Raw genomic sequence first — 14,754 nt, forward strand, 5'->3', positions numbered from 1 at the left:
AAACTGACGGAGATACCCCAATGCGAGCGGCAGGTTTGTCAGAAGGCCGCCACACAGCGCTTTCATTGCGATGAAACCGACGTCAAGGTCAGCGCATTCCTTTACGAAAGCAATTTCTTCTTCAGTTGAAAGCAGGCTGAACGGATACTGCACCGTCTCGTACAGTCCTGAGTGGGCGGCTTCACGTGCGCGCTCCAGCGAGTGGCTCGTAATGCCTATATGGCGGATGTTTCCATCAGCTTTTGCGGCGCGGAGAGCATCATAAAGGCCGTCGCTTCCACCCGGAACAGGCACGAACGGCGGGTTATGCAGCTGGTAAATGTCGATGTAGTCTGTCTGCACCGCTTCAAGACTTGCGGCAAGGTCACGCTGCAGTTCCTCGCCGGTCTTTGCGGCTGTTTTTGTGGCGATGAATACGTCTTTACGCATGCCGTAGAATGCATAGCCGACTTTCTTCTCGCTGTCGGAATAGGCACGCGCAGTGTCAAAGAAGTTTATGCCGCCCTCGTAAGCGGCGCGCAGAATGGCGACGGCCTGCTCGTCACTCACCCGCTGAATGGGGAGTGCGCCGAACGAAGACCGGCTGACCATTAAGTTTGTTTTTCCAAGGGCGACATATTCCATTTTCGTTACTCTTAACCGCCGGTTATTTGCGGACTACAGGCTTGTAGTTCTTGATTTCCTTGTGGATTGTTGCAACAAGGTCATCAAGTGAAACACGAACCTGCTCCATTGAGTCACGGAAGCGGAGTGTTACTGTATTGAAATCTGGATTAGGAGTACCGTCCTCTTTCTTTTCCTGGATGGTATCGTAATCGATTGTTACGCAGAACGGAGTACCGACTTCATCCTGGCGGCGGTAGCGCTTACCAACTGTTCCGCTCTGATCGTAGTCAGTTACGAAGTCTTCCTTAAGGATGTTCTGGATTTCCTTTGCCTTTTCAGCAAGTCCGTCCTTCTTCATCAATGGGAGAACAGCAACTGTGATTGGTGCTAGCTTTGGATGGAGGTGAAGAACTGTTCTGTAATCTTCTGGCTGTCCAGCTTCTGCTACATTCTGTTCTTCGTATGCTTCACAGAGGAACATAAGGAAGTTGCGGTTGAGACCTGCAGAAGTTTCAACTACATAAGGAATGTACTTCTTGTTTCCATCTTCCTGATCGATGTATGCCATATCCTTCTTTGAATATTCCTGGTGCTGTGAAAGGTCAAAGTCAGTTCTTGAGTGGATACCTTCGATTTCTTCAAATCCGATTGGGAAGTTGTATGTGATGTCGTAAGCATCCTTTGCATAGTGAGCAAGCTTGTCGTGGTGGTGCCACTTGAGCTGGTTTTCTGGAATACCGTACTTGAGGTAGAATGCCCAGCGGTCCTTTCTCCAGCGTTCGAAAGTTTCATCTTCTGTACCTGGCTTACAGAAATATTCCATTTCCATCTGTTCGAATTCAGCTGTACGGAAAATGAAGTTCTTGAAGATGATTTCGTTGCGGAATGACTTACCAACCTGAGCAACACCGAAAGGAATCTTCATGCGGTTAGACTGAACGATGCTCTTGAAGTCTGTGAAGATACCCTGACATGTTTCTGGACGAAGATAGATGAGGTGTGATTCATCAGCAATTGGTCCCTGATATGTCTTGAACATAAGGTTGAATTCACGGACTGCTGTATATTTCTTTTCCTTGCTTCCACAGACAGGACAGTTGATGTTTGCCTTGATGAAGTTTTCCATTTCTTCATGTGTCATTGTATCAACTGGCTTTCCAGGATTCTTGTCTGGATTTGCAGCAACATAGTCTTCAATCATTTTGTCTGCGCGGTGGCGTGCCTGACATTCGAGACAGTCAATCATTGGATCAGAGAAGTGATCTGCGTGGCCTGAAGCCTTCCATGTTGTGTGGTGCTGGAAAATTGCGGAATCAAGTCCAACAACATCATCATGAAGCTGTGTCATGTAATGCCACCATTCGTTCTGAATGTTTCTCTTGAATTCTACACCTAAAGGACCGTAATCCCAAGCTCCTGCCTGGCCGCCATAAATTTCCGATGCCTGATATACAAATCCGCGGCGCTTGCACAATGAGATGATCTTGTCCAAAGTGCATGAATGATCAACAGTTTTTTCTGCCATTTTTTTACTCCTTTTCGCTATTGGCTTGTAGCGATAAAAAATTTTCACATATTATAGCAAAAAGATGCATAAAATTGCAATTTGTAGGATTTTTCTATAGAATGAAAATATGAATTTTAATAAGAAAAAAAGAAACTACCTGATTCCTTCAGTCACAATCTTCTGTATACTATACATTATTCTCGCAATGCGCCCTACGGGAACTGAGATCCATTTTACGCCTGAATGGACCGAAGACATCCATCATATCCGTGAGGCAAATGATGGTGATACCCTTATCCCTTACAGACTCAGCAACAGTTTTGGCTACTTTACAGAAGACGGAAGGATAAGCAGCCACATGGACTTTCAGTTCAAATCCGCCATATCCCACAAATGGTACTGCACCTACCTTCAGAACAATACATATACGGATTTTTTCCTTGCGGACGGAACTAAGGCAGGAACAATCACGGAAGCTGGTTTCCCATTCATCGATGATGACAGAATCTATCTGATGCTTCCTGGAGGAACTTCCTTTGCCAAGCTGAGTGCTACTGGTGAGCGTCAATGGGCATACGAAAACTATTCACCTTTAACGGCATTTTCATCAAGCAAGGGGGGCACGGTAGCAGGTTACGCAGATGGCTCCATCATCAGCTTTGATTCAGAAGGAAAAGTCTCACAGAAATTCAATCCAGGTGGAAGCGACATCGAGGTAATCCTTGGCGCAGACATTTCTGAAGACGGCAATATCGTAGCCTGTGTTTCAGGACAAGACAATCAAAGATTCGTAGTGGCAGAAAGAAATTCAGGTCATTCAAGAATCATCTATCATGAATATCTTGGATCACAACTCAATAGACAGACACTCGTTAAGTTCACAAGAAAATCAGATTTCGTCTACTATAATTTCAAGGACGGTCTTGGAATCGTCAACCTGAGCAATTCAACATCAAAGAAAATTCCTATCAAGGGAAAAATTACGCAGATTGAATTCTCAGACGATGATGAACTGGTATTTGTCCTAAGCCGTGACAGATCAACCTACACTATTACAGTCCTTGAGAAGAACACACACCAGATGGCAAGCTTCAGTTTTGCTGGTGAAAGTTCATTCATCCAGACAAGAAAGAATTCACTCTTTATCGGACGAAACAACAAGATTTCCCGCATCTCAATTTCAAGGAAGTAAAAATGAAAAAGACATATATATACACAGCAATCCTTGCCCTCCTTGCAACCTCAGGAGCAAGTGCCTTTGACTGGCCTCTTCAGGAAACAAACTCCGATACCATCATATCCGATTTTGGACAGTTGATCGGTGGAAACATCAGCACATCGGTCATCTACAAGGATGACGCCGAGGTATGTTCATCTGACGCTGGAAGTGTAATCGCCGTTATCGACGACCATTCAGATGACTTCGGCTGGTTTGAATCTTCACTTGGTGCAGCGGCAATAGTCTCCCACAGCGATGGACTTGCAACAGTATACGCAAACCTGAATTCCGACAGCCTTCAGGAGAATCTAGGCGAAGCAACAAAAATTTCTACCAAAGGGAAAATTGCAACAAGCGGAAACAGCGCCTGGCAAGCAGAAAGCAACGGACTTGAATTCAAGGTTTTTGACAGAAAGAACCTTGCGGCAGTCAATCCAAAGATCCTGATGCCACGCATTGCAAAAGAACCTCATCTTGAAGCGGGTACCGTGTATCTTTTGGACAAGAACGGAAACTACCACAACATCAACACGGAAAAAAGACTAGCCCCTGGTACATACTTCGTATACAAGCTAAGGCAGAACAAGGCAGTTCCCTATAAAACAATAGTAGCAGTGAACGGAGATTCAGCAGAAACCATCGTCTATGACACCATCACCGAAAAAGAAGGAAAGCTTTGCCTCAGCGGCAACGCAAGCTACTCAACAAAGGATATGTATCCAGACAACGACAAGCAGCTTCTTGCAAAGATCCTGCTTACAAAGGGTCAGAGCACACTTACCATTACTCTTGTCAACATTCAGGAAAATTCAACACTGCTCAACTACAAGCTGGACATTTATTAATCCATTGGAAAGGATGCTGACAAAAGGCATCCTTCTATTTTTTTAGGCTATATACGGAAATAGTGTTGCTGCGCCGATTGAACATGGCAACGTAGTCTCCTTGATGCCGCCTGTCGAGATCAAGCAACATCCACAAAATATGTGGTAGTTTCGAGAGCCTCAACCACCACGTATCATATAGCAACACTTTCTACAGACATAGCTTTTTTTTAATTCATTTCAATCAAGCATAAAAAAAAGGACCATCCGATACGGATAGTCCTTTTCGTTTAACAACAATCTATCTGTCTAGATTAGAAGTAGTATGTTGCTCCGAGCTTTGGTGTTACTACGAAACCTCTGTATGTTCCGTCAACCTTGTCGCCATCCCACTTTGCCTTTCCGTAGAAATCATAAACCACAGAGAGACCTGCATCAAGTGTAAGGTTAGACATAAGCTTGTAACCAAACTTTGCATCAGCACCAAGACCGAACATTGTTGTAGACATCTTTGAATCGCTATCATTTGAGTAGTTGAATGAGAGACCTGGTGTTACAACGAGAACAAACTGATCATCGTTGAGGAGGCGGATAGCACATCCAGCGAAGATGTTGAAATCACCCTGCTTAACATCGCTGTTCTTGTTTCCATCATACTTCTGGCTCAAAACTCTTTCGTATGAAAAATCTACACCAACACCGTACATGTCTGTGATGAAGTAGTCACAACCAGCTTCAAAACCGATAGCCATGTTGTTTGTGTACTTGGAATTTTCACTGCTGTTGATCCAAGACATAGGGAAAGTGAGAGCTCCACTTACTGATACATCAGCTGCGAATGCTGCTGTTGCCATTGCTACTGTAGCTACCAATGCTGCAATAATCTTTTTCATAATTTTTTTCTCCTTTTCAAAAAATTTTGATATTTGGAATATAATAACATGGAATCATAAAGTCAATATATAACACAAAATTTTCTTGACTTTTTTGACAACCCGTGTTTTTTTCAAATCTCAAGGAAATTTCCAAAAAATCCTGAAGCAGAGGCAAATTCTCCGTTGCACTCAAGATGACTTACATCCCCCATCCTTTGGACACGCCAGACAACTTCTCCAGGAACCCTTTCTTCTGCCCCAAGAACGGTAACGGAAGAAGGAGCAACAAAGAAGCCCTGCCAAAGCTGAACAGGACTCATTCCTGTAAGATGGCTTATGATGGCAAACATGACACCCAGGTGACAGACAAACACTATATTTTTTGGGTCAAGATTTTTCTGCTTCTGTTCAAGATGGGTATCTACCTTTGCTTCCTCTGGAGTAAGATTTGGAAAGCAATTATAGATCGGGATGTCCTCTGAAAGCCTGTTGTAATCCCATGACGAAAGAATTCCGTCTATTCCACTGCAGACATCCCTATAGTGATCCTCGATCTTTCCACTTTTCATCAGCTTAGTCTTGTACCAGTTTTTGTCGCTGCGATATTTTTTTTCCTCATAATAATCATGGGGCATGTTATCCCAGCAAAGTCTCTTTTTCTTTGTTTTTGGATCGATACAGTCATAGGAAAATTCCCTAAGCCAAGGAAGAGTGGTCACAGGAACAGGAGGCTTTGTCATGTCCACGTTAATTTTGGAAACGCAAGCTTCCGCGGTTTTCTGTGCCCGCCCCATTGGAGACACATAGAATTCAGTAGCATCAAACCCTTCAAATCTATCAGCAAGAAGCTCAAGTTCCCTCTTCCCCTTTTCCGTAACAGAATCCGCTTTATAATCAGGATCCCCGTGCCTTACAAATATCAGATGCATGTAATTTTTCCTTTGCTAATATTCTTTATCATTTCCTTCAATTCTTCGATTTCAGAAGAATAGATCCTGCCACTTAATTTTACTCCAGTGTCAAAACTCTCAGTCAAATCACTGATATGGAAAATTTCAATTTTACGCTTGATTGTCTCATAGATTCCCCAGTCACATTCAAAAGAGAAATCCGTACGCTCTATATACTCTTCTGTCTCACACAAGGAAAGAACTTCCTTAACGCTGTCCCCGTACGCCTTTACCAGACCTCCAGTTCCAAGAAGGGTTCCACCAAAATAACGAGTGACAGTAACCAATATATTGGTGATGCCACTACCCTTGAGCACATCAAGCATAGGTCTGCCAGCAGTTCCACTAGGTTCCCCATCATCACTCATACCGCACGCCTCTGCCTTTAGACCGCTGATAAAGCAATGGCATACATGGGTCGCATCACTATAACGCAGCTTCTGCTCATGAAGTTTTTCCCTGGCTTCTGCCTGCGTAGTGACAGTAAAAACTTCAGCAATGAAACGAGATCCCTTTATATTTATTTCGTTTACTGGATTATTCAGAAGAACTTTCATTTTCGTTTTTTTCGGAGGATATCATTCCGTTGACACTCAACAGTGAATAATAGTAAATCGGAATGCTTGTATATACCTTTGCAATGATCGTATATTGCTGGATAAAAGCAAGAAAACCTAGCAGCATGGCACATAAATTGGCAGCAACGGAATCCTTTCCAGATAGATTCAGATTGATTCCAAAGAATATCAACACGAACATCACATTCTTAAAGCATGCATAGATGACAAATCCAATGTAATGAAAATAATTTCTGACCATAAGCGAAAAACTTTTCAGCAAGGCGCCGACTGCAGAAATTTTCTTGTCATCGATGAGAATATTCCATGAAAAAAGAAACGGTACCGAAAGCAATATTCCACAGATAAAAAATATTGCACAGAACACCAAAAAGATGCTGGCAGAATTTATTAACGTCAAAGCTTCTTCTGTGTCGCTTTCAACAAACTCCATTCCGACAGCCAATATTCTTTCCTTGTTCAGAACGACGAATGCAGCTGCCAGCAAGGCGGAAACCACCATGATCAAAGAGAATATCATCGAAACAAAATGAGCACGCTTTGTCCTGTCGTTGAGTCCAGAAGTAAAGACACCCATGACATCACGGCGTGCAAGCATCAATTTGGTAAAATACGAAATGATTCCATACAAAAACTGGAATGAAAAGAAAAACACAAAGCTTGTGCTCAATGCAGAAAAAACAAAGTTCACAGGATTCACTTCAGTCTTGAACGATACCACAATTGGAGACAAAGTAAGACCGAAAAGAAAAGACTGCAGCAGGTTGAATATGAGGATGATAAAGACACACTTGCTAAGGTTCTTTCCAAGACGCAGCCTCATGACTTCATACATACGTCTATATTCAGGACGCATAAGTTTACTCATAGACCGAGGTTTCCTTGTGGATCTGCAGATTCAACGGAAACAGATTCCACTTCCTTTGTATCGAGACGGACACCGCCAGCCTTGAGTCCCTTCTCTTCAAAATTCTGAGCCTTGAACTCCTGGGTCAAAGTCTTGATTCTAGGCTTCTTTACATAGTTGAGGGTAAACTTGAATTTTTCCCTTGCATCAACATGAAGGACTTCCATTCCGTCAGGAGCAAAATTGTAGTCGCGGTTCATGATCCAGCCAGCGATTCGGCAACGCTTGATGTAGCACTGCTGTGTCTTTGGATCGCGATAGATCACAGTGAAAAGAACCTTGTTTATGATTTCCTTTTCCGCGTAGTTGCAGTAGAACATTCCCTGGTCAACGAAAGTTTTTTCCGCCACATCCTGAACTCCCCAGATACCCGTCTTGCGCACAATGAGGATTCTGTCGTATGGAGTAACCTTGATGATTTCACGGCCTCCAGAAACCTTTGTTCCAAGATAGCCTTTCTCATCGTAACGAAGCGGAATGTCGCGCTTAACAACTGTCTTGACGTCAACTGCACTGAAGGTTGTAACTGTCGTCTGGCGTTCAAGGCTGAATGGTTTGTCATTTTCCCGAGCTTCCTTTTCAAGCTTGCGGAATTTTTCAACCATCGAGTCAAGGTATTCAACAGCACAAGAAGTAAGGTTCTTGAGCTTGCGTGCGATTTCCTTGAGACGGTCATTGATTGCCTTTACGGTCTCGCGGTTCTTGTTGATGTCAAAAAGCGAGATGCGGCGGATAGGAATCTGAAGCAGGTGCTCTACATCCTCGTCCGTAATGTCGCGGATAAGTTCTTTCTTGAAAGGAACAAATCCCTTGTAGACAGCCTTATAGACATCTTCCTGAGTCTTCTGGGTTTCAATCGCCTTGTAGATGCGTTCCTCAATGAAGATGCGTTCAAGGGTGCGCATGTGCAGTTCATCAGTAAGCTTGCCGCGTTCAAATTCAAGTTCGTCCTTGATGATGGCGGTAAGTTTCTTTGCATAATACTTGATGATTTCAGTTGCTGTCATGACCACAGGCTGATTGTCCTTGATTACGAGCATCTGACATGAAATTGATTTTTCACAGTCAGTGTATGCATAAAGGGCATCAACAACATCCTTTGAGTAAACGCCACGAGGAAGCTTGATTTCAATATTGCAGTGGTCGGTGGTAAAGTTTTCTACGGAACTGATCTTGATCTTGCCTGCCTTATATGCAGCGTCGATGGAATCAAGAAGCGCCTTTGCATTTGTATCAAGAGGAAGCTCCGTGATCACGATTTTCTTTTCATCACTCGTATCAAACTTTGCGCGTGTGACGATCTTTCCGTTTCCATCGTTGTAGTTGCTTACATCTATGAGGCCACCTGTAGCAACATCAGGAAGAACGGCAAATGGTTCCCCCTTAAGGCACTTGATTTCCGCATCGATGACTTCAAGAAGATTGTACGGAAGAATCTTTGTGCTCATTCCGACCGCAATGCCTTCCGCTCCGATGAGAAGAACGACAGGAAGCTTTGCACGGTAAACTTCTGGCTCAAGACTGCGTCCGTCATAGTTTGGAACATAGTGGGTGATGTTCTTGTTTGTTACAAGGAATTCCTTTGCAATGGGAAGAACGCGACATTCAATGTAACGTCCTGCCGATGCACCGTCACCTGTGAACTTGTTACCGAAATTTCCCTGTTTGTCGATGAAGATTTCCTTGTTGGCAAGATTTACCAGAGCCCCGTAAATGGAAGCATCACCATGAGGGTGATATTCCATGGCACGGCCAACAACATACTGAACTTTCTTGAACAGACCGTCGTTCACCTCAAAGAGAGTGTGCATGATGCGGCGCTGAACAGGCTTGAGTCCATCCTCAAGGTCAGGAATCGCACGGTCGCGGATAACATACGAAGCGTATTCTATGAAGTTCTTGTCAAATATATTTTTTACAAAAGCCATAAATCAATTCACAATTCACAATTCACAATGCACAATCAACGAACACTGCAAAAATGAATTTTCTCCTTAACAATTATGAATTACGCATTGTCAATTAAGCATTGAACTAAGCATCAATTTCTGCATTTGACAGCAGGTTCTTTTCGATGAACTTGCGGCGCTCTGGCGTGTTCTTACCCATGTAGAAGGCAAGAAGCTGGGGAACAATCTTGAGCTGGCTTACTTCAACAGGAGTAAGTCGGATTGTTTCCGGCGCAATGAACTGCTTGAATTCGCTCGGATTGATCTCACCGAGACCCTTGAAGCGGCTGGTCTCACTGCCCTTTCCAAGTTTTTCCTGAGCCGCATCACGTTCCGCCTCTGAATAGCAATAGATGTTCTCTTTCTTTGTACGCACACGGAACAATGGAGTCTCCAGAATGAACACGCGTCCTGTAGTCACAAGTTCCTCAAAATAGCCAAGGAAGAATGTGAGAAGCAGGTTGCGGATATGGAAACCGTCGTTATCGGCATCGGTTGCGATGACGATCTTTGAATACTTAAGGTTTTCCGCGCTGTCCTCGATGCCAAGGGCACACATGAGCTGATGAAGCTCATCATTGTTGTAGATGTCGCTCTGACGTTTTCCGTACATGTTTTCAGGCTTACCCTTAAGACGGAATATCGCCTGGTTGCCTGCATCTCTTGAGTGGGTCATTACACCTGCCGCAGAGTCTCCCTCAGTGATGAAGATCATGGAATCCTCACCCTTAGGTCCGTCTTCAAGATGGTATTTGCAGTCATCAAGCTTAGGAATACGGATGCTCATTTTCTTCGCCGCTTCCTTCTGCTTCTTTTTTACGTCTGCAAGTTCCGTGCGCATCTTTTCGTTATGCTCGATCTTCTGCTTGATACGCTCGGCAGCCTTTGGATTTTTATGGAGCCATGCATCAAGACCCGACTGTGTTTCCGCAACAATCCAATCCTTGATGTCCGTGTTTCCAAGCTTGTTCTTTGTCTGGCTTTCAAACACAGGATCCTTGATTTTGACGAGAACTGCCGCAGTCATACCCTCTCGTATATCTTCAGGGGCATAGTTCACACCAAAGAAATCGCGTATTCCGTTCCTGAAACCTTCCTTGAAGGCCGCAAGATGGCTTCCGCCGTCGGATGTATACTGGCCGTTTACAAAAGAGAAATAGTTTTCGCCGTAAGCATTTGTATGGGTGAATGCAAATTTCAAGTGCTCGCCGTTGTAGTCACCTATTTCATAAAGAGGAGCAAGTTCGTTCTGCTTTGAATCGTCTGTTCCGCCAAGTTCCTTATTTAAAAGATCAAGAAGTCCCCTGTCGCTTTTGTATTCAACACCGTTGAGCTTGAGTGTAAGCCCCGGGTTAAGGTAGGCGTAATTCCACATCCTCTTTTCGACATATTCCATATTGAATGTGTACTTGCCGAATATCTCCTCATCAGGAACGAATTCAAAGTATGTTCCGTTTTTCTGAGGATTTTTAAGGGAACCTGTTTTCTGACTGATGAGCTTACCCTTCTCAAATACTGCATCGGTACATTTTCCATCACGCACTGAAACTACACGGAAGAACGAAGAAAGGGCATTTACTGCCTTTGTACCTACACCATTCATACCTACGCTGAACTGGAAAACATCGTCGTTATATTTTGCACCAGTGTTGATCTGGCTTACGCATTCAACGACCTTTCCAAGAGGAATACCGCGTCCATAGTCGCGAACCTTTACGCGTCCATCTACCACAGAAACCTCAATCTGCTTACCGAAGCCAACGATGAATTCATCAATCGAGTTGTCGATCACTTCCTTTATCAGGACGTAGATACCGTCATTTTCATTATTTCCGTTGCCAAGGCGTCCGATGTACATTCCGGACCTAAGGCGGATATGCTCAAGGGCATCAAGGTGCTTGATCTTGTCGTCACCGTAGTCCTGAACGTCCTTCTTTTCACGCTGGCTTGCAGGATCTATCTGCTTTGCTGCGGCAAGTTTTTTTTCTGCATCCTCAGCCTTTGTCGCTGCCTTGAGGACACCCTTGTCTTCTGCCGAAGCTTTCTTTGTCTTCTTTACAGTTTTTGCATTTGCCCATGCGCTGAATTTTTCTGGTTCAGCTTTTGATGACGCTGGCTTTGCGGCAGTAGCCTTCACAGCTTTTGCCGATGCCTTTGCTGGAGATTTTGTTTCTTTTGCAGTTGATTTCGCCACAGTTTTTGCAGCCGTGGTCTTTTTAGCAGCAGATGTTTTCACAGGAGCCGCTTTTTTTGCTGCAGGCGCAGCCTTACCAGCCCCAGCTTTCTTTGAAGCTGAAACAGATTTTTTTTCGATTTTTCCACCCATAGAATTTATTCTATTGTAAGTTGTGAATTTTTTCAATAAAATGTTCTTTTATATAGAATACATTTAAGGGGATAAGCTTTGATTTATTATCTTGGTGGTATGCTCAAGGAATTCTGGGGGCCAGCCAGACTCCTTCAGTCCTATGCAGTCCTTATCGGTCTTGCACTTTACACTGGTTTCATTCTTACTAGAATCCATCTTCCAAAACTATATAGATTCCTTCCATGTGACAGAGGCCGTGAATTCACCCTAACAAAAGAAGCAGCAAAAGGAAAGCCTACAGGCTCTGGTGTCATTTTCGTAACCGTATTCGTAATCCTTTCAATTCTGTTTGCTCCTGTAGACTACCTGCAGTCTGGAATTCTTTTCCTTACATGGCTAATGATGCTAACAGGATTTCTTGACGACAGAAGCGACAAGGGCTGGGGAGAATACATAAAGGCATTTCTTGACCTGGTGATTGCCGTGGCAGCTGCCCTTCTTATGATGAAATACCTTTCCTCAACTTCTGCCGATGGAAACCTTTCTTTCTGGCTTCCATTTTTTTCAAAACCTATAGTGATTCCATCATGGCTTTATGTAATCATCACCGTTATCATGCTGTGGGTTTCTGTAAATACAACAAACTGCACTGACGGAGTTGACGGATTGAGCTCAACCTTGGTTCTTGTAGCTCTATTTACAATGGGATTCATCTTCTACATCATCCTTGGGCACAAGGACATTGCTTCATATCTTCTTGTTCCACATCTCAAGGACGGCGCAAGCTGGGCCATCATCACCTTCTGCCTTGCAGGCGTACTCATGGGATATCTTTGGCACAATGCTTTCCCAAGTTCAGTTTTGATGGGAGATGCAGGTAGCCGTGCCCTAGGCTTCTACATCGGTGTTTGCGTAATGATCAGCGGAAATCCTCTTCTCTTCCTTGCAACTTCTTCCATCATCTTCATCAATGGCGGTGTTGGTCTCCTTAAGGTTGCCCTCAAGAGATTCTTCCACATCTGTATCTTTGAAAACATCAGATTCCCTCTCCACGACCACATGAGAAAGAATCTTGGCTGGTCTCCTACGCAGGTTCTACTTAAGTTCCTCATCATACAGCTTCTCATTACGGTTGCAATGATGGGTATTTTCTTTAAGCTCAGATAATTTATTTTGGAGATTGAAATTTGGAAAGACGACGCGTAGTCATAACAGGAATGGGATGCATTTCTCCGGTTGGAAATTCCGTTGACGCAGCCTGGAATTCCATAAAGAACGGCATCAGCGGCATCTCTACCATATCTCTTTTTGATACATCAGATTTAAGGGTCCATATTGCGGGCGAAGTAAAAAACTTTAACCCTGAGGATTTCGGAATCGAAAAAAAATCCACCCGCAAAATGGCTCGGTTTACCCGCTATGCGGTCGCTGCTGCAACTCAGGCAATAAAGGACAGCGGCTACGACAAGGATTCCCTTAAGAAAGAGAGATGCGGAATTCTTTTAGGCTGCTGTATTGGTGGCATGGAAGCCTGCGCAGATGGATTTGAAAAGCTCGCCACGGTAGGTGCTGACAGAATGCCTCCTTTGACGACACCTTTGATGATAACCAACGAGGCAGCGGCAAACATCAGCATGTTCTTTGGTCTCAACGGTTTTTCATGGACCATGGGAACAGCATGTTCATCAGGAACAGATGCCATAGGACTCAGCGCAGAGCTCATAAGATCAGGCAGATGCGACATGTGTCTTACAGGTGGAACGGATGCTCCCCTCACAAGGTTTTCAATTGCAAGCTACGATGCCCTACAGGCACTTTCAAGGAACTTCAACGACAGTCCTGAAAAAGCATGCAGACCCTTTGACCGTGACAGGGATGGATTCGTTGTAAGCGAAGGCAGCGCCATACTGGTTGTCGAAGAACTGGAACACGCAAAAAAACGTGGGGCACACATCTATGCGGAAATCGTAGGATACGGTGCAAGCTGTGACGCATACCACATAACATCACCTATCACAGACGGAAGCGGAGCTGCAATGGCAGTAAAGGAAGCACTTTCAGACGCTGGGTTGAATGGAGAACAGATAGGCTACTATAACGCCCATGGAACCTCAACTCTTGTCAACGACCTGGCAGAAACGAAAATGCTTAAGACTGTCTTTGGAGAACATGCCTACAAGATGAGCATTTCATCCACAAAAAGCATGACAGGTCATCTCATCGGTGCCGCAGGTGCCATAGAAACAATGTTCTGCGTAAAGGCACTTGAGGACAATTTCATTCCACCTACAATCAATCTGGAAAATCAGGATTTTGAAGGCGGATGTGATCTTGACTACACGGCAAACCAAGGCATAGAAAAAGAATTTGAATACGCCGCGACAGCATCTCTTGGATTCGGTGGACACAACGGCTGTCTGATCCTTAAGAAATAGTTGGGACTGTGGATTTTTTTCACATTTATGCTTATACTTTAAAAATAACCCATCAAGGAGGTTTATCATGGGAAAATCAAATAAGAATTTGGCAAGCCTTTACCTCATCGGTATGGCTCTTGTTGTAATCGGATTCATTCTTCCAATGTTCAAGGGAGCACTCGGATCAAGAAACGGTTTCGACTTCATCAACTTCAAGCATTTCGGATTCAGCACAATCGGTGCACTCCTTATCTTCATCGGTGGTGTAGCAGGTGTTATTTTCAGCTTCGTTAAGGGCGGATCAAAACAGGCAAAGCTCCTTGCTCTTGCACTTTCAATCATCGGATTCATCATTCTTGTAATCGGATTCAACGACAATTTCGTTTCAAAGGCAATCGGAAAGGGAATCCTCAAGCACGCATACATCGGTTTCTACTGTGTAATCGTAGGTTGGGTTGCAGGAATCGTTGGATTTCTCAAGGCATAGTTGAATAACTAAGTCTTTAAAATACAGAAAGCTGTCTGAAGTTTTTCAGGCAGCTTTTTTTATGCAGTACAAGGCTTTCGCTCCTGACATCTTCGTCAGCTTTCACGAATTGCCTTGCGCAATTCGT

General features: G+C 44.0%; 13 protein-coding genes. 5 read left to right on the forward strand and 8 right to left on the reverse strand.

What is annotated here, in order from left to right:
- Nucleotides 1-624, reverse strand: a 624-nt coding sequence (locus ACKI39_RS08365) for an aldo/keto reductase (protein ID WP_407399499.1), incomplete at its 3' end; no start/stop codon positions are given.
- Nucleotides 625-646: 22 nt separating this feature from the next.
- A complete protein-coding gene (locus tag ACKI39_RS08370) occupies nucleotides 647-2,131 on the reverse strand; it encodes a glycine--tRNA ligase (RefSeq protein ID WP_407399501.1) in 1,485 nt (494 codons plus the stop codon).
- Nucleotides 2,132-2,240: 109 nt separating this feature from the next.
- Between ACKI39_RS08370 and ACKI39_RS08375 the strand changes: the two genes are divergently transcribed.
- The gene (locus ACKI39_RS08375) at nucleotides 2,241-3,305 is read left to right on the forward strand and encodes a PQQ-binding-like beta-propeller repeat protein (RefSeq protein WP_407399503.1); all 1,065 of its coding nucleotides are present in this window, start codon (nucleotides 2,241-2,243) and stop codon (nucleotides 3,303-3,305) included.
- A gap of 2 nt (nucleotides 3,306-3,307) precedes the next feature.
- Entirely contained in the window at nucleotides 3,308-4,177 is an 870-nt protein-coding gene (locus ACKI39_RS08380) for a hypothetical protein (RefSeq protein ID WP_407399505.1), read from the forward strand.
- A 293-nt stretch (nucleotides 4,178-4,470) separates the two neighbouring features.
- Here ACKI39_RS08380 and ACKI39_RS08385 read toward each other — a convergent pair whose 3' ends face one another.
- From ACKI39_RS08385 to ACKI39_RS08410, 6 genes are all read right to left on the reverse strand, one after another.
- Nucleotides 4,471-5,049, reverse strand: coding sequence for an outer membrane beta-barrel protein (locus tag ACKI39_RS08385; protein ID WP_407399507.1), 579 nt, complete (start codon nucleotides 5,047-5,049; stop codon nucleotides 4,471-4,473).
- A gap of 113 nt (nucleotides 5,050-5,162) precedes the next feature.
- The gene (locus ACKI39_RS08390; RefSeq protein WP_407399509.1) at nucleotides 5,163-5,960 is read right to left on the reverse strand and encodes a histidine phosphatase family protein; all 798 of its coding nucleotides are present in this window, start codon (nucleotides 5,958-5,960) and stop codon (nucleotides 5,163-5,165) included.
- The gene (locus ACKI39_RS08395) at nucleotides 5,951-6,538 is read right to left on the reverse strand and encodes a YigZ family protein (protein WP_407399511.1); all 588 of its coding nucleotides are present in this window, start codon (nucleotides 6,536-6,538) and stop codon (nucleotides 5,951-5,953) included. The genes ACKI39_RS08390 and ACKI39_RS08395 overlap by 10 nt, the downstream gene beginning before the upstream one ends.
- Nucleotides 6,519-7,427: a hypothetical protein gene (locus ACKI39_RS08400; protein WP_407399513.1), complete on the reverse strand. Its 909-nt coding sequence runs from the start codon at nucleotides 7,425-7,427 to the stop codon at nucleotides 6,519-6,521. Before ACKI39_RS08400 ends, ACKI39_RS08395 begins: the two co-directional genes overlap by 20 nt.
- Nucleotides 7,424-9,394 (reverse strand): DNA topoisomerase IV subunit A, encoded by a 1,971-nt coding sequence (locus tag ACKI39_RS08405; RefSeq protein WP_407399515.1) that lies wholly within the window; start codon nucleotides 9,392-9,394, stop codon nucleotides 7,424-7,426. The genes ACKI39_RS08400 and ACKI39_RS08405 overlap by 4 nt, the downstream gene beginning before the upstream one ends.
- Before the next feature lie 106 nt (nucleotides 9,395-9,500).
- Complete coding sequence (locus ACKI39_RS08410; RefSeq protein WP_407399517.1) at nucleotides 9,501-11,741, reverse strand: toprim domain-containing protein; 2,241 nt, start codon at nucleotides 11,739-11,741, stop codon at nucleotides 9,501-9,503.
- A 78-nt stretch (nucleotides 11,742-11,819) separates the two neighbouring features.
- Here ACKI39_RS08410 and ACKI39_RS08415 point away from each other — a divergent pair, with 78 nt between their 5' ends.
- From ACKI39_RS08415 to ACKI39_RS08425, 3 genes are all read left to right on the forward strand, one after another.
- Nucleotides 11,820-12,890: a phospho-N-acetylmuramoyl-pentapeptide-transferase gene (locus tag ACKI39_RS08415; RefSeq protein ID WP_407399519.1), complete on the forward strand. Its 1,071-nt coding sequence runs from the start codon at nucleotides 11,820-11,822 to the stop codon at nucleotides 12,888-12,890.
- A 20-nt stretch (nucleotides 12,891-12,910) separates the two neighbouring features.
- Nucleotides 12,911-14,158 carry a beta-ketoacyl-ACP synthase II gene (gene fabF, locus ACKI39_RS08420; protein ID WP_407399521.1) on the forward strand — a complete coding sequence of 416 codons (1,248 nt, stop codon included), beginning with the start codon at nucleotides 12,911-12,913 and terminating at the stop codon, nucleotides 14,156-14,158.
- A 67-nt stretch (nucleotides 14,159-14,225) separates the two neighbouring features.
- Nucleotides 14,226-14,627, forward strand: a complete 402-nt coding sequence (locus tag ACKI39_RS08425; protein WP_407399523.1) for a hypothetical protein — start codon at nucleotides 14,226-14,228, stop codon at nucleotides 14,625-14,627.
- Nucleotides 14,628-14,754: the final 127 nt, after the last annotated feature.

The organism is Treponema sp., from assembly GCF_045641405.1.
Lineage (GTDB): Bacteria > Spirochaetota > Spirochaetia > Treponematales > Treponemataceae > Treponema_D.